This window comes from Proteus sp. G2618 (assembly GCF_009915995.1).
Taxonomy (GTDB): Bacteria; Pseudomonadota; Gammaproteobacteria; order Enterobacterales; family Enterobacteriaceae; genus Proteus; species Proteus terrae.
This window is the reverse complement of record NZ_JAABNI010000014.1, coordinates 323883-338577: the sequence shown is the minus strand read 5'-3', so window position 1 is coordinate 338577 and position 14695 is coordinate 323883. Positions and strand designations below refer to the sequence as shown.

The 14695-nt window shown below is 39.0% G+C and carries 15 protein-coding genes; 8 read left to right on the top strand and 7 right to left on the bottom strand.

Annotated features, from left to right (window positions below):
• The first annotated feature begins 10 nt into the window (after positions 1-10).
• From rsxG to GWJ01_RS07055, 5 genes are all read left to right on the top strand, one after another.
• A complete protein-coding gene (rsxG, locus tag GWJ01_RS07075; RefSeq protein ID WP_109402915.1) occupies positions 11-637 on the top strand; it encodes an electron transport complex subunit RsxG in 627 nt (208 codons plus the stop codon).
• A gap of 1 nt (position 638) precedes the next feature.
• The gene (locus tag GWJ01_RS07070; protein WP_099075325.1) at positions 639-1343 is read left to right on the top strand and encodes an electron transport complex subunit E; all 705 of its coding nucleotides are present in this window, start codon (positions 639-641) and stop codon (positions 1341-1343) included.
• 12 nt (positions 1344-1355) lie between these two features.
• Positions 1356-1994 carry an endonuclease III gene (nth, locus tag GWJ01_RS07065; protein WP_161710889.1) on the top strand — a complete coding sequence of 213 codons (639 nt, stop codon included), beginning with the start codon at positions 1356-1358 and terminating at the stop codon, positions 1992-1994.
• A 114-nt stretch (positions 1995-2108) separates the two neighbouring features.
• Positions 2109-4055: an exoribonuclease II gene (locus tag GWJ01_RS07060; protein ID WP_109394343.1), complete on the top strand. Its 1947-nt coding sequence runs from the start codon at positions 2109-2111 to the stop codon at positions 4053-4055.
• A gap of 180 nt (positions 4056-4235) precedes the next feature.
• Entirely contained in the window at positions 4236-4784 is a 549-nt protein-coding gene (locus tag GWJ01_RS07055; protein WP_109394353.1) for an RNA 2'-phosphotransferase, read from the top strand.
• Positions 4785-4855: 71 nt separating this feature from the next.
• Here GWJ01_RS07055 and GWJ01_RS07050 read toward each other — a convergent pair whose 3' ends face one another.
• The 6 genes from GWJ01_RS07050 to pgpB form a co-directional block, all read right to left on the bottom strand.
• A complete protein-coding gene (locus GWJ01_RS07050; protein ID WP_161710888.1) occupies positions 4856-5266 on the bottom strand; it encodes a hypothetical protein in 411 nt (136 codons plus the stop codon).
• Between the two features lie 121 nt (positions 5267-5387).
• Positions 5388-5711 (bottom strand): stress response translation initiation inhibitor YciH, encoded by a 324-nt coding sequence (gene yciH / locus GWJ01_RS07045; RefSeq protein ID WP_109402913.1) that lies wholly within the window; start codon positions 5709-5711, stop codon positions 5388-5390.
• Between the two features lie 6 nt (positions 5712-5717).
• A complete protein-coding gene (pyrF, locus tag GWJ01_RS07040) occupies positions 5718-6452 on the bottom strand; it encodes an orotidine-5'-phosphate decarboxylase (protein ID WP_109402912.1) in 735 nt (244 codons plus the stop codon).
• 45 nt (positions 6453-6497) lie between these two features.
• Positions 6498-7667 (bottom strand): lipopolysaccharide assembly protein LapB, encoded by a 1170-nt coding sequence (gene lapB, locus GWJ01_RS07035; RefSeq protein WP_098942984.1) that lies wholly within the window; start codon positions 7665-7667, stop codon positions 6498-6500.
• 12 nt (positions 7668-7679) lie between these two features.
• Entirely contained in the window at positions 7680-7997 is a 318-nt protein-coding gene (locus GWJ01_RS07030; protein ID WP_109394339.1) for a LapA family protein, read from the bottom strand.
• Positions 7998-8156: 159 nt separating this feature from the next.
• Positions 8157-8876 (bottom strand): phosphatidylglycerophosphatase B, encoded by a 720-nt coding sequence (gene pgpB, locus GWJ01_RS07025; protein ID WP_161710887.1) that lies wholly within the window; start codon positions 8874-8876, stop codon positions 8157-8159.
• A 266-nt stretch (positions 8877-9142) separates the two neighbouring features.
• Between pgpB and ribA the strand changes: the two genes are divergently transcribed.
• Positions 9143-9742: a GTP cyclohydrolase II gene (gene ribA / locus GWJ01_RS07020; protein WP_075672080.1), complete on the top strand. Its 600-nt coding sequence runs from the start codon at positions 9143-9145 to the stop codon at positions 9740-9742.
• A gap of 251 nt (positions 9743-9993) precedes the next feature.
• A complete protein-coding gene (locus GWJ01_RS07015) occupies positions 9994-10809 on the top strand; it encodes a MetQ/NlpA family lipoprotein (RefSeq protein ID WP_161710886.1) in 816 nt (271 codons plus the stop codon).
• Between the two features lie 129 nt (positions 10810-10938).
• Here GWJ01_RS07015 and acnA read toward each other — a convergent pair whose 3' ends face one another.
• The gene (gene acnA, locus GWJ01_RS07010; RefSeq protein ID WP_161710885.1) at positions 10939-13611 is read right to left on the bottom strand and encodes an aconitate hydratase AcnA; all 2673 of its coding nucleotides are present in this window, start codon (positions 13609-13611) and stop codon (positions 10939-10941) included.
• A gap of 219 nt (positions 13612-13830) precedes the next feature.
• On the opposite strand from acnA, the gene GWJ01_RS07005 reads away from it, so the two are divergent.
• Complete coding sequence (locus tag GWJ01_RS07005; RefSeq protein ID WP_161710884.1) at positions 13831-14661, top strand: hypothetical protein; 831 nt, start codon at positions 13831-13833, stop codon at positions 14659-14661.
• Positions 14662-14695: the final 34 nt, after the last annotated feature.

Here is a 14695-nt window from a genome sequence, read left to right as displayed (position 1 = left end):
GGAGAAAATGATGATCGAAATCTTAAAACGCCATGGACTCACATTAGCTATCTTTGCTGCTTGTACTACAGGCTTAACTGCCGTGGTCTATCACCTCACTGCAGATACCATTGCAGAGCAAGTTGCCTTAGAGAAACAAAAATTATTGGATCAAGTGATCCCCAAAGCGATGTATAACAATTCGCTTTCTGAAGATTGTTATCTTCTTACAGCACCAGAATTAGGTAATACCAAGCCCCATAAACTGTATGTTGCCCGTTTAGACGGTAAACCTGTTGCTGCCGCGTTAGAATCTACTGCACCCGATGGATATTCAGGCGCCATTGAGCTTCTTGTAGGTGCTGACTTTAAAGGGAATGTCCTTGGTGTGCGTGTTACTGCTCATAATGAAACACCGGGGCTAGGTGATAAAATTGAAACACGCATTTCGGATTGGATCACAACACTGAGTAATAGATTCATTTCCAGTGAAAACGATCCGCACTGGGCAGTAAAAAAAGATGGTGGCGATTTTGATCAATTTACGGGTGCGACGATCACCCCTCGTGCTGTCGTCAACTCATCAAAGCGTACTGCGTGGTTAATACAATCTTTACCAGAGAAACTGGATACACTCTCTGTCTGTGAGGCAAATTAATATGAACTCAATTAAAGAGCTCTTTTCTCAAGGGTTATGGAAAAATAACTCAGCTTTAGTGCAATTACTTGGGTTGTGCCCTTTACTGGCGGTTTCCTCAACAGCAACAAACGCCTTAGGCTTAGGTCTTGCGACAACATTAGTCCTATTTTGCACAAATGTGGCCGTTTCTAGCTTACGTCGTTGGGTTCCTTCTGAAATTCGTATCCCAATTTATGTTATGATAATTGCGTCAGTCGTCAGTGCTGTGCAATTACTGATCAACGCATACGCCTATGGCTTATATCAATCTTTAGGGATCTTCATTCCATTGATCGTCACTAACTGTATTGTTATTGGTCGTGCTGAAGCTTTTGCGGCTAAGAATGAAGTTTTTCCTTCTGCTATTGATGGTCTAGCGATGGGATTAGGTGCAACTGCGGCACTCTTTGTTTTAGGTGCCATACGTGAAGTATTAGGTAACGGTACATTATTTGACGGGGCTGATTTACTATTAGGTGAATGGGCTCAAGTATTAAGAGTTGAGATAGTGCATTTAGACTCACCCTTCTTACTTGCTATTTTGCCACCAGGTGCTTTTATCGGCTTAGGCTTTATGTTAGCAGCAAAATACCTAATTGATGAAAGACAGAAAAAGCGCAGCGCTTCGACAACTAAAACTTACGAAAAAGAACAAGGCTGTGGTAGTCATATCGTTAAAAATTAATTTGTGAGCATAATGAATCAAGCAAAACGTATTGAAATTCTAACTCGGTTGCGTGATGACAATCCGCAACCAACGACAGAGCTAAAATTTGACTCTCCGTTTGAACTATTGATCTCCGTATTACTCTCTGCACAAGCCACCGATGTGAGTGTTAATAAGGCAACAGCTAAGCTTTACCCTGTTGCCAATACACCGCAGGCGATACTAACTTTAGGCGTCGATGGTCTTAAGAAATACATTAAAACCATTGGTCTATATAATACTAAAGCTGAAAATGTGATTAAGACGTGCCAAATCTTAGTCGATAAATATAACAGCGAAGTTCCTGAAAACAGAGAAGCCCTAGAAGCCTTACCCGGCGTCGGTCGTAAAACAGCAAATGTCGTTTTAAACACAGCATTTGGTTGGCCAACAATCGCTGTCGATACGCATATCTTTAGAGTGAGTAATCGCACAGGTTTCGCCCCGGGTAAAAATGTCAATGAAGTCGAACAAAAACTGTTAAAGGTTGTTCCAGCCGAATTTAAAGTTGATTGCCACCATTGGCTTATTCTTCATGGTCGTTATACCTGTATTGCACGAAAACCACGGTGTGGCTCTTGTATTATTGAAGATCTTTGTGAATTTAAAGAAAAAACAGATCCTGAATAATTTTTTGCCGATTTGTCTGTTTTTCTGATGCAATATTGCTTGCGTCACTACACACAATCGAATAAAACTATTGCCCACTTTTTATTATTAAAACTGCCGACTTTCCGGAAAAATATGTTTCAAGACAATCCGCTGCTTGCACAGCTAAAACAGCAACTCCATGCCCAGACACCGCGCGTGGAAGGCCTTGTAAAGGGAACAGATAAAGGCTTTGGCTTCCTTGAAGTTGATGGTCAGAAAAGCTATTTTATTCCCCCTCCGCAAATGAAAAAAGTGATGCACGGCGACCGAGTTATTGCAGCCGTTCATACAAACGGCGATAAAGAGTCGGTTGAACCCGAAGAATTAGTCGAACCTTTCTTAACGCGTTTTGTCGGCCGTATTCAGAAAAAAGAAGGTGATAACCGTCTGTGGATAATTCCAGACCACCCTCTTTTAAAAGATACTATTCCTTGCCGTCCTGCCCAAGGTTTAACGCATAGCTTTGTTGATCAAGATTGGGCCGTTGCTGTAATGCGTCGTCATCCTCTTAATAAAGGTGATAAAGGTTTTCAGGCAGAAATAACCGACTATATCACGGATAAAGATGATCACTTTGCACCTTGGTGGGTAACCTTAATGCGTCATCAACTTGAACGTGATGCGCCTGAAATGGGTAACGAAGCGCTGACATTACATGATACTTTGCCTCGTGAAGACCTGACTTCTCTATCCTTTGTCACTATTGATAGTGCATCAACAGAAGATATGGATGACGCGCTCTTTATTCGTAAAGAAGAGAACGGTCAATTAACGCTATTTATCGCAATCGCCGATCCAACAGCTTATATCCTGCCAAATAGTGAATTAGATAAGATTGCAGCACAACGTGCGCTGACTAATTATCTACCGGGCTTTAATATCCCGATGCTACCTCGCGAATTGTCAGATAACATTTGTTCATTACGTCCCAATGAAAAACGCCCTGCATTAGTTTGCCAAGTCAGCATCACTGAAGATGGCGCTCTGCTTGAAGATATTCACTTTTACTCTGCATGGGTAGAATCAAAAGCTAAGCTGGTTTATGACAACATTTCAGATTGGTTAGAAAGTGAAAACTCACAATGGCAACCTGAAAATGAAATGGTTCATGAGCAAGTAATATTATTAAAAGAGATGTGTGAAAAACGTCATGAATGGCGTGAAAAACATGCTCTGGTCTTTAAAGAACGTCCTGATTACCGTTTTATTCTTGACGAAGGCGGCAATGTTTTAGATATCGTGGCAGAAAAACGCCGTATCGCAAACCGCATTGTTGAAGAAGCGATGATCACCGCCAATATCTGTGCTGCAAAAGTGCTGGCGAAAAACTTAGGCTTTGGCGTTTACAACGTTCATACAGGCTTTGATCCACTTTATATCGATCAAGTCGTACAAACCTTAAAAGATAACGGTATTGAAACGACATCTGAAAGTTTGTTAACGCTTGAAGGTTTCTGCCAATTGCGTCGTGAACTTGATAATCAGCCAAATCAATTCCTTGATAGCCGTATTCGTCGCTTCCAGAACTTTGCTGAAATCAAAGCAGAGCCAGGCCCTCACTTTGGCTTGGGGTTAGAAGCCTATGCGACATGGACATCACCAATTCGTAAATACAGTGATATTTTAAATCACCGTTTACTCAAAGCGATTATCAGCAAAGAAAGCGCTGAAAAACCGCAAGAAGAAGATGGCATTCGTATTGCAGAGCGTCGCCGTGCTAACCGAATGGCTGAACGTGATGTGGGTGATTGGTTATATGCACGTTTCTTAAAACCTTTTGCTGGCACTGAAACACCATTTAATGCAGAAATTATCGATATTACTCGTGGTGGTGTTCGTGTTCGCCTAGTTGAAAATGGTGCTGTAGCCTTTATTCCTGCACCATTCTTACATGCTGTACGTGATGAAATCCAATGTAGCCAAGAGACAGGTACTGTCATTGTGAAAGGCGAAACCGCGTATAAACTCAATGATGTCATTCCTGTTCGTATCGAAGATGTAAAACTAGAAACTCGTAATATCGTAGCTCGTCCTATCTAATAGGACTTAAATCGATATACAATAAGGCTGATAGCTCGTTTTGAGCTATCAGCTTTTTTTATGTCTCTCATTTTTAAATTAGTGATAAAAAGAGCATTAAAAAGAAAGGAAATATTTTTATGTTGCATGGGGATTTTCTCTTGCATTATAAATTTAATAGTTAATAAATGGATTAAATCAATGAAAGACAAAGTACAAATTAGTCGTTTTTTAAGTTATATCTTACGTCACGCCCCTGAAAGTATCGGTTTAACATTAGATGACCAAGGATGGGGAGAAATATCAAAATTAATCCCTTTAGCACAGAAAAATGGAACAGCGCTAACCCTTGAATTAATTAAAGACGTTGTAGAAACCAATGATAAAAAGCGTTTTGCTATCTCAGAAGACGGGCTTTTTATTCGCGCAGTTCAAGGCCACTCGCTTAAAACCACAATTGATTACCAAGCTATTACTCCCCCTAAAATACTTTTTCACGGTACAGCAACTCGCTTTATCGATAGTATTTTTAAGCAAGGTTTAATTCCTAATGGTCGTCAATATGTTCACCTTTCACAAGATTATAAAACAGCGGTGAATGTCGGTGATCGTCATGGAAAAGCTATTGTTTTAACTGTGGACAGTGAAAAAATGTTTAGTGAAGGTTTTGAGTTTTATCAGGCTGATAATGGGGTCTGGTTAACGCTTTCAGTACCGGTGAAATATCTAAAAATAGATGAGAAAGAATAAAATGAAATACAAAAAATAGGTGACATTGTCACCTATAATCTTGCTTATAGACTTCTCTGTTTGACTGATTATTAATCCGGATGTCCCGTAATTGTAATTTTAGTGCCTTTCTTATCTTCTTCTAGCAAAAACTCCGTAAAGCCACCTGAAAACTGTTGTTCTATCATCAATTTCTTTGGGCTTTCCCATTTATAATCAACAACAACATCATCTTTCGTATATTCTTTTTGGATGTTATTGTTCACCTTAATGGTTTTTACAAGATAATCCTCATCATGCTCACTGACATATTTTTTATAAGCATCTGCAATTGAAAAACCAGCATAAACACAATAGGTTAGCGCCCCACTTTCAAAAACCTCATCCATTGTTTGCTCTAGCGAAGAGCAATATTTATCATGAACAACCATGTTTTCAGTCTTGTTTTCTGCAAAAAGCGCAGAAGAATATAACAGTGCAACAATCATCAAATACGCTTTCATAAAATACCTTTAAAAAGACATCTCTTATGTGACAATAAAGAGTATGAAAATAAAAAATGCGCTAATCTCAATGGAAAATCAGCGCACTATGATTAATTTTGTTGCTATATAGCTAAATAAATCAGCCACCAGCGAGCTTAACTTTCATTCCTTTGGCTTCTAATAGCGATTTAATTAAATCACGTTTATCGCCTTGGATCTCAATTAAGCCGTCTTTTACACTGCCACCACAACCACATTTTTTCTTCAGTTCGGCCGCCAGTTTCGCTAACTCTGCATCATCCAGATCGATACCTGAAACAACGCAAACACCTTTGCCTTTACGTCCACTAGTTTGACGCTGAATACGCACAATACCATCACCGGTAGGACGGATCGGCTTTTGCTCTTCTTCTTTAATGCGACCCGCATCTGTGGAATAAACCAAACGAGAGTTATTATCCATGTTAAATTACATACCTTGTATAGAACGATTAATTTGTTGCAGTGTTTCAAGAGGGTTATCACTACGCGTGATAGGACGACCAATCACCATATAATCAACACCGGCTGCAATAGCTTGCTCTGGTGTCATTACGCGACGCTGATCGCCAACATCACTTCCTACTGGGCGAATACCCGGAGTGACTAATAAGAAATCATCACCACAAACTTGTTTAAAACGCGTTGCTTCATGCGCAGAGCAGACAACGCCATCAAGACCACAAGATTTTGTCAGTAACGCTAAACGTTCAGCTTGTTCTGCGGGCGTCAATGTTATTCCCAATTCAATTAAATCAGATTGGTCCATACTGGTAAGCACTGTCACTGCCGTTAAAAGAGGTGCATCTTTACCAAAGGCGGTAAGGCTTTCTTTGGCAGCACGCATCATACGACTTCCACCACTTGCATGTACATTGACCATCCATACACCTAAATCAGCAGCGGCGACGACAGCTCTTGCAACGGTATTGGGAATATCATGGAATTTCAAATCTAAGAAAATATCAAACCCTTCTTTTTGTAACTGAGTCACAAATTGAGGCCCAAAACGGGTAAACATCTCTTTACCAATTTTTAAACGACAAGATGAGGGATCGATACGTTGTGCAAAATCTAATGCACTTTTTTGGTCTTCATAGTCTAGTGCCACAATAACGGGCGCGCAGGTAAGCTCGGGCGATTTTTTATCACAATGAAATGACATTTTAGGGCCTTTATTTATAAAGAGACTATTAAAAAAGTGACATCGTCACTGACCATCTAAACCGCGAATAGGTTTAACGGTATCCCATGAACGACAGGATGGACAATGCCAATATAATGCATGAGAGGTAAAACCACATTTATGGCAACGATAATCTGGTTTTGTGCGAATTTGTTCACCAACCATATAACGCAATAAGATAAGGCTCTCTTTGGCACGTCCTTCTTCCGCTTCAGCTAAGTGGTAACGCATTAAACGATAGAACAGACGCATGGTTGGATGACGTTCTAATTGGCGATTAATGTATAACTGAGCCGCTTCAATACCTTCTTTAGCTTCAATAATGTCAGCAAGATAAAGTTCAGCAATCGCACCACAATTACTATCCACACATTGACGTAAATAAGTTTCCCAACGAGAAGTATCGCCTTGAGATTGGAAACATTCAAAAAGCATAGGTAAGGTTTCACTGACCATCTCTTTATCTTGCTCAATGACTTTCATTAAAACATCAATGGCTTTTTGTTTATCATCACGAGCAATATAGATACGACCATACATAATTGAAACACGGGCACAAAGTGGATCCATTTGCCCTGCTTTTTGCAACAAATTCAGTGCACTATCAAGATTATCACTGCTCATTTCTTGAAGTGCTAATTCACAATAAAAATGTGAAATTTGTTCTTTTAATTCATGCTGACCTAACTTCACCAATTTTTCAGCCGTTTCTATCGCTTTCCCCCAATCACTGGTTAACTGGTAAATAGCAAGCAAAGACTGTAGCGCACTTTGGCGAAATTCTTGTTCATCAATAAGTTGCTGAAACATATTTTCAGCACGATCGTAAACACCTGCCGCCACATAGTCGCGACCTAATTGTTGAACAGCAAGTAGGCGTTGATCAAAAGAAAGTGCAGCACTCTCCATTAACGATTGGTGGATACGAATAGCTCGTTCAACTTCACCACGAGAGCGGAAAAGATTACCTAAAGTAAGATGGGCCTCAAAAGCGGAGCTATCTTCTTTAAGCATTTCGAGGAAAAGATCAACCGCTTTATCTTGTTGATCAGAAAGTAAGAAGTTAACACCCGCCACATACTCACGTGACAGGCGATCGGCGTTCTGCTGTTTGTCCTGTTGAGCGCCACGACGCCCCATATACCAGCCGTAAGCCGCAGCGACAGGTAATAACAGAAACAGCAATTCTAGCATCAGCTATCGTCCTTATTTCGTAGCAGAAGCAACCGTTGGGCGACTTTCTTGGTTTTCTTGTTTTGTTTGAGCACTTTCAAGACGTTTAATTTTACGTTTTGCTCGGCCTAATGATAAGCGTGCACGTAGATAAAAAATACCACTTACAATCCAGCCAAGTACAAAGCCCACACCAAACAGGATCGCTAACAAGGTAGAAATACGATATTCATCTTGAGCAATAAGGTAATTAAATGTGACTACCTGATCGTTATTTGTGCCTAAAGTCATGGCAATCACCACAATGGCAAGAACAAGAATAACCAAAATAAAAAGTAGGACTTTTTTCACATTATTTCCTTTTTTATTCTCTTTTCTTTAGTAGACAGATAAAGGTAGCATTTTCACTGCGCACAAAGAAAGTGATTTCTTAGAATCATCTGATTTTCGTATATTTTTTCACATAATATCGAAAAAGACATTCTGTATCTAAAAAAATAAGGGCTATCGTCAGGGTTTGAGCAATAAACGTCGCTCAATCACCTTAAATGCACACCAAACCAGCACTGTACTGATAAGAATACCGACAATCACATCAGATGCCCAGTGCATTCCTAATACAATACGCCCTACCGTGACATCAATTCCCCATAATAACCCGAGTGACGCCAAAAAATAATGACGACGCAACATAAAAAGAGCAAAAACAAATAATGCGAGTGTGGCAGAAAATAAGCTATGACCCGATGGAAAAGCATAACCCGTTTCAGCTTTCCAATGTTTAAGTTGCCATTCAGGGATCACTGGTGAGTTGGCTAACCCATTTTGAAGTAATTGTTCTCGCTCTGGTCTTGAAACTTGATAAAAAACCTCAGAGCTAATGTGCAAATTTTCACTAACCCAAACAACATAAGGACGAGGCTCTTTTACTGTGTTTTTAACCGCAACCTTAATTAATTGTCCAATAGCCAATGTAACAATAATTATCACGGCTAATTGAATAAAATGGTTACGCTTTAATTTTAAAACCATAAAGAGCAACGTTAAGAAAGTAATAATAGTCACAGCCCCCCAAGGCCTTGCTGCACTATCTGCTATCCATAATGTACTTATACCACCTAAAGGATGGTCGGTAGGTTGCCATTCCCAACCCAATACCAATACAACACTCGGTATGATTAAGAGCAACATACTGCCTAATAGAATTAACTTTGTTATTTGCTTATTCAATATATTGCCCCTTGTTAAATACAAATATTATCTTCCGTTCACAGCTAAAGATTATCAGTATAAACGATGCAAGTTTAGCAATAAATCATTATGCAAGAAGGCGCAAAATCTGATAATTTGTAATGGTGTGAATTTATAAGTGTGTGTTACCCCATTTCCTTGCCTATCAGACATGGAAGCATTTCAGTGTTTTATTTCTCTTTGTTCTCGTTATAAAGTGTATAATCTTGAACGAGAGTTTCACCTGAAATTATGAGTCAAAAATAATGAAATTAAGACGTATCGCAGAAGCAAAACTACCTACTCCTTTTGGTGAGTTTTTAATGGTTGGTTTTGAAGAAATCGCAACAGGAAAGGATCATGTCGCCCTTGTTTACGGCGATATTTCAGGCTCTGAGCCCGTATTATCTCGTATTCATTCAGAGTGCTTAACGGGTGATGCTTTATTTAGCCTACGTTGTGATTGTGGTTTCCAGCTTGAAGCTGCGCTTTCACAAATCAGTAAAGCAGGTCGTGGCGTATTACTTTATCATCGCCAAGAAGGCCGAAATATTGGATTATTAAATAAAATACGCGCTTATGCATTGCAAGATAAAGGATTAGATACCGTTGAAGCGAACCTCGAGTTAGGTTTTAAAGCTGACGAACGCGATTTTACCCTTTGTGCTGACATGTATAACCTATTAGGTGTTCACGAAGTTCGGTTATTAACTAATAATCCGAAGAAAATTGAAATCATGAAAGCCGCAGGCATTAATGTTATCGAGCGAGTGCCATTAATCGTCGGACGTAATCCAAGTAATGCGCATTATCTTGATACTAAAGCCGATAAAATGGGTCATCTTCTATTTAAGAAAGCGCAATAATCAAGCAACAGTACAGTATTAATTATTTTCAAATCCGAGTCTGAGTTACTCGGATTTTTTATTTACTCCTCTTATTCTATTACCTTGTAAATTCATTCTTTATCTATTTTTCTCTACTTATATCTTGTTCTTTTTTACTGTTTTTTCATCATTAAATTATATCATGTGAAAATTTGTCATATACGATTTTATTGACTATCTATCTTATTCTAAGTTATTTATTAATAAATAAATTTTGATAGGAATGCATTATGCCATTACATTTTTCTGGTAGGATTTTCGGCGCATTATTATTAGCAGGAACGTTATTAACTGGCTGTGATAATAGTGATAAAACCAGCTATTCAATCAAAGTTGGTGTAATTAATGGTGCTGAACAAGATGTGGCTGAAATTGCAAAAAAAATCGCAAAAGAAAAATATGGCTTAGAGGTTGAATTGGTGAGTTTCAGTGGCTCTTTATTACCTAACGATCCCACAGCAAATAAAGAGCTTGATGCCAATGTTTTTCAACATCGCCCTTTTCTTGCCCAAGATAATCAATCTCGTGGTTACAATTTAGTCGCTGTTGGTAATACCTTTGTTTTTCCTATGGCTGGCTATTCAACAAAAATTAAGCATCCTTCGGAGTTAAAATCAGGCGATACCATTGCCGTTCCTAACGATCCCACGAATTTAGGTCGAGCACTACTGTTATTAGATAAAGAAAAGCTGATTACATTAAAACCAAACAGTGGTTTATTGCCTACGGCTATCGACATTATTGATAATCCGCTTAAGCTTAAAATTATGGAGTTAGAAGGCGCACAATTACCACGAGTTTTAAACGATCCTAAGGTGACTGTCGCTATTATCAGTACAACTTACATCCAACAAATTAATTTATCTCCAACCAAAGACAGTATTTTTATTGAAGATAAAAACTCGCCTTACACCAATATTATTGTGACAAGAGAAGATAATAAAGACGCTGATAATGTGCGGGATTTTATTAAGGCTTACCAATCACCCGAAGTTGCCATCGCTGCCGAAACCATTTTTAACGGCGGTGCGGTTCAGGGTTGGTGATAGAAGCTCTATTTAGCATCAGATCTTCTTTCAAAATACCAAGCATCATCTAAAACGATATCTATACGAGGAATATAACGCCCCATTATTTTTATAATGAGGCGTTATATTTATTACAACTAAACCTAATTAAAGCATATTACGAATAACATAATGCAATATGCCACCATGTTGGAAATAGGCTAATTCAGTTTGAGTATCAATACGGCAACGCGCCATAATGGTTTCAGTGTGATTATCTGCGAAAGTAATATTAACTGCTATATCTTGGCTCGGTGTTAATTCATTAAGCCCTGTGATCTCAATTTTCTCATCACCTTTTAAGCCCAATGTTTGGCGAGTTACCCCTTTAGGAAACTCTAAAGGTAGAACTCCCATACCGATTAAGTTAGAACGATGAATACGTTCAAAAGAGCCTGCAATAACGACTCGCACACCTAATAAACGCGTCCCCTTCGCTGCCCAGTCTCGGCTAGAGCCTGAACCATATTCACTACCTGCAATAATCGCCAATGGCGTATTTTCTTGTTGATAACGCATTGAGGCATCATAAATAGCCAGTGTTTCACCCGTTGGAATATGTTTGGTAAAACCACCTTCTACTCCCGGTACCATTTCGTTACGAATGCGAATATTAGCAAATGTACCTCGCATCATGACTTCATGATTACCGCGTCTTGAGCCATAAGAGTTAAAATCTTTCGGCTCGACACCATGTTCACGTAAATAACGTCCCGCTGGACTATCCGCCTTAATATTACCCGCAGGCGAGATATGATCAGTTGTCACCGAATCACCTAAAATAGCCAAAATACTGGCTTGATGAATATCTTTAATTGGCGCTGGTATTTTTGACATTCCTTCAAAGAAAGGAGGATGTCGAATATAGGTAGAATCGGGTTGCCAATCATAGACAGGTGTATCTTGTGTTTTTAGTGATTTCCATGTCTCATCACCTTCAAACACAGCGGAGTACTCTTTATGGAACATTTCTGTTTTAACTTTCTCAACAGCATCAGCAATCGCTTTACTATCAGGCCAAATATCTTTTAAATAAACGGGATTGCCCTGTTTATCTTTACCTAATGGCTCTTTAGTAAGATCTATGTTCATATTTCCTGATAAAGCATAAGCAACCACTAAAGGCGGTGATGCTAACCAGTTGGTTTTCACTAAGGGATGAATTCGACCTTCAAAGTTACGGTTACCAGATAATACAGCCGCAATAGTTAAATCATTATCCTTAATTGCACTTTCAATCGGTGCTAATAAAGGCCCTGAATTACCAATACATGTTGTGCAACCATATCCCACAAGGTTAAATCCTAACTCATCAAGATAAGGGGTTAATCCTGCAAGATTAAGATAATCCGTGACCACTTTAGAACCTGGAGCCAAAGAAGACTTAACCCAAGGTTTACGCTGCAATCCTTTTTCTACCGCATTTTTAGCCAGTAATCCGGCGGCCATTAAAACATTAGGGTTTGATGTATTAGTACATGATGTGATCGCCGCAATAACGACAGCACCATCAGTTAATTCAAACGCAGGATGATCATCAATTTTTACTTGAGGAAAGTGTGACAGTAGTTGCTTATTAGTTTCAAGCTCTACTGCCGCTTTAAATGCTTTTGGTACACTCGGTAGATTAACTCTATCTTGAGGACGTTTAGGCCCAGCAAGGCTTGCTTCAACGGTTCCCATATCTAGCGATAATGTTGACGTAAAGATAGGTTCATCGCCTGTATGTCGCCATAAACCCTGCTCTTTGCTATAAGCTTCAACTAGTGCAATCTCTTGTTCTTCACGACCTGTTAAACGCAAATAATCAAGAGTGATATCATCTATTGGGAAGAATCCACAGGTCGCACCATACTCTGGCGACATATTCGCTATTGTTGCACGATCAGCTAAAGGTAATGACGCTAGGCCATCTCCGTAGAATTCTACAAATTTACCCACCACACCATGAGCGCGTAACATTTGTGTAACGGTTAAAACTAGATCAGTTGCGGTGATCCCTTCACGTAATTTTCCTGTCAATTTAAAGCCAACAACATCAGGAATGAGCATGGAGATAGGTTGACCTAACATTGCGGCTTCCGCTTCAATGCCTCCTACACCCCAACCTAAAACACCAAGACCGTTGATCATTGTGGTGTGAGAATCCGTGCCAACTAAGGTATCTGGATAAGCCACATGACGTCCATTTTGTACTTCAGACCAAATAGCTTTACCTAAGTACTCAAGGTTTACCTGATGGCAAATTCCTGTACCTGGTGGCACGACACGAAAGCGTTCAAAGGATTGCTGTCCCCAACGTAAAAAAAGGTAACGTTCATAGTTACGCTCCATTTCAATTTCCACGTTTTCAGCAAACGCATTTTTACTGGCATATTCATCAACCATAACTGAGTGATCGATAACTAAATCAACAGGTGATAATGGATTGACTTTATCCACTTGCCCACCCAAAGATTTCACTGCTTCACGCATAGCGGCTAAATCAACGACCGCAGGTACACCGGTAAAATCTTGCATAAGCACCCTTGCAGGTCGATAAGCAATTTCACGTGATGCATGCGCTGTTTTTTGCCACTCAACTAACGCCTTAATGTCCTCTTCAACAACAGTTTCATTGTCGAGATAACGCACTAAGTTTTCTAGTAACACCTTCAGAGATTTAGGAAGACGGGTAATATCGCCTAATTGGCGGGCAACTTCTGAAAGACGGTAGTACTCATATTCTTGAGATCCGACTAAGAGCGTGGAATGGCTCTCTTTTTTCAAACGTAACGACATAGCTCCTCCTTCTTATTTTTATACTGACAGCATGTTTAAACTATCAAAATAGGTAAGGTTATTTATTAAACATATCATATAACATTGAATTTCGCTTAAAGATCACACGATTTGTTAACGCAATGTTATGACTGTCATGATGTTAATAAATTTTAGTCTCTAGATTTTCACTTAATTAGACTTTAATGGCGGAGGTATAACTGTGTAAGGATAATATTTATGAATAACAAACAATCTGATTTACTAAAAAATATTATGAATGCCGATCGCTATTTTGCGGAGCCTGTTACACCGCCTTTTCCGCAAACCTTATCGATGAATGCATTACATTCTCAAAACATAAAAGATACAGAAGGTTTAGTGCAGTTTATCATCGCATCACCAAAACCTTTTGAGCCTTCCGAAATAGAAAGAATGTCACAACTTAAAAATATTCAAATTGGACTTATTTCTATTATGGCAAACCATCTTGCTGCATTAAAAAAAGAAGATAATGAAGCCTATTATCGCCCTGAACATTGGTTAGATACCCTCAATCATTTACCCCTTCTAGGGCACAATAAAATCGAAACAAAAAAGCTTAATAAGCAAACCTTTGATTTTTCCGTTGCTCAAGCATTTATTCAGTTATTACTAGGCGCTGCAATTAATGCCACATCACCTGCACTTGGAGAGTTTATTGATTTTTTACGTACCCAAGGACAAAAAATAGAAGTCGGCTTACGAAAATCATTAGACAGCTATCAAACGATAACTATTGCGGGGATCACTGAGATACTCAATCATAATAATCATCTTATTTTTGTTCCAAAGCTGAAAATTTTGAGTCTACGTTTTTCTTATCAATCAGCGAAAATGCTACTCGCCAGTTGTATAGGTCGTAAATTTACCCTCTCTTTAGAGTACACGACCATTACTTCTGTATTTGATGCTAGCGCACTTGATGATCCACTGATTAATCAGCAATTTTATGATTTTTTAAATAAATATCGTCAGCTAAGTATTGCAAAATCCGATGCTTTTTTTAGTGGGGATTTTTATTTGAAATGAGTAATAGCAGAAATTAGGTTTATAAACACGCTTG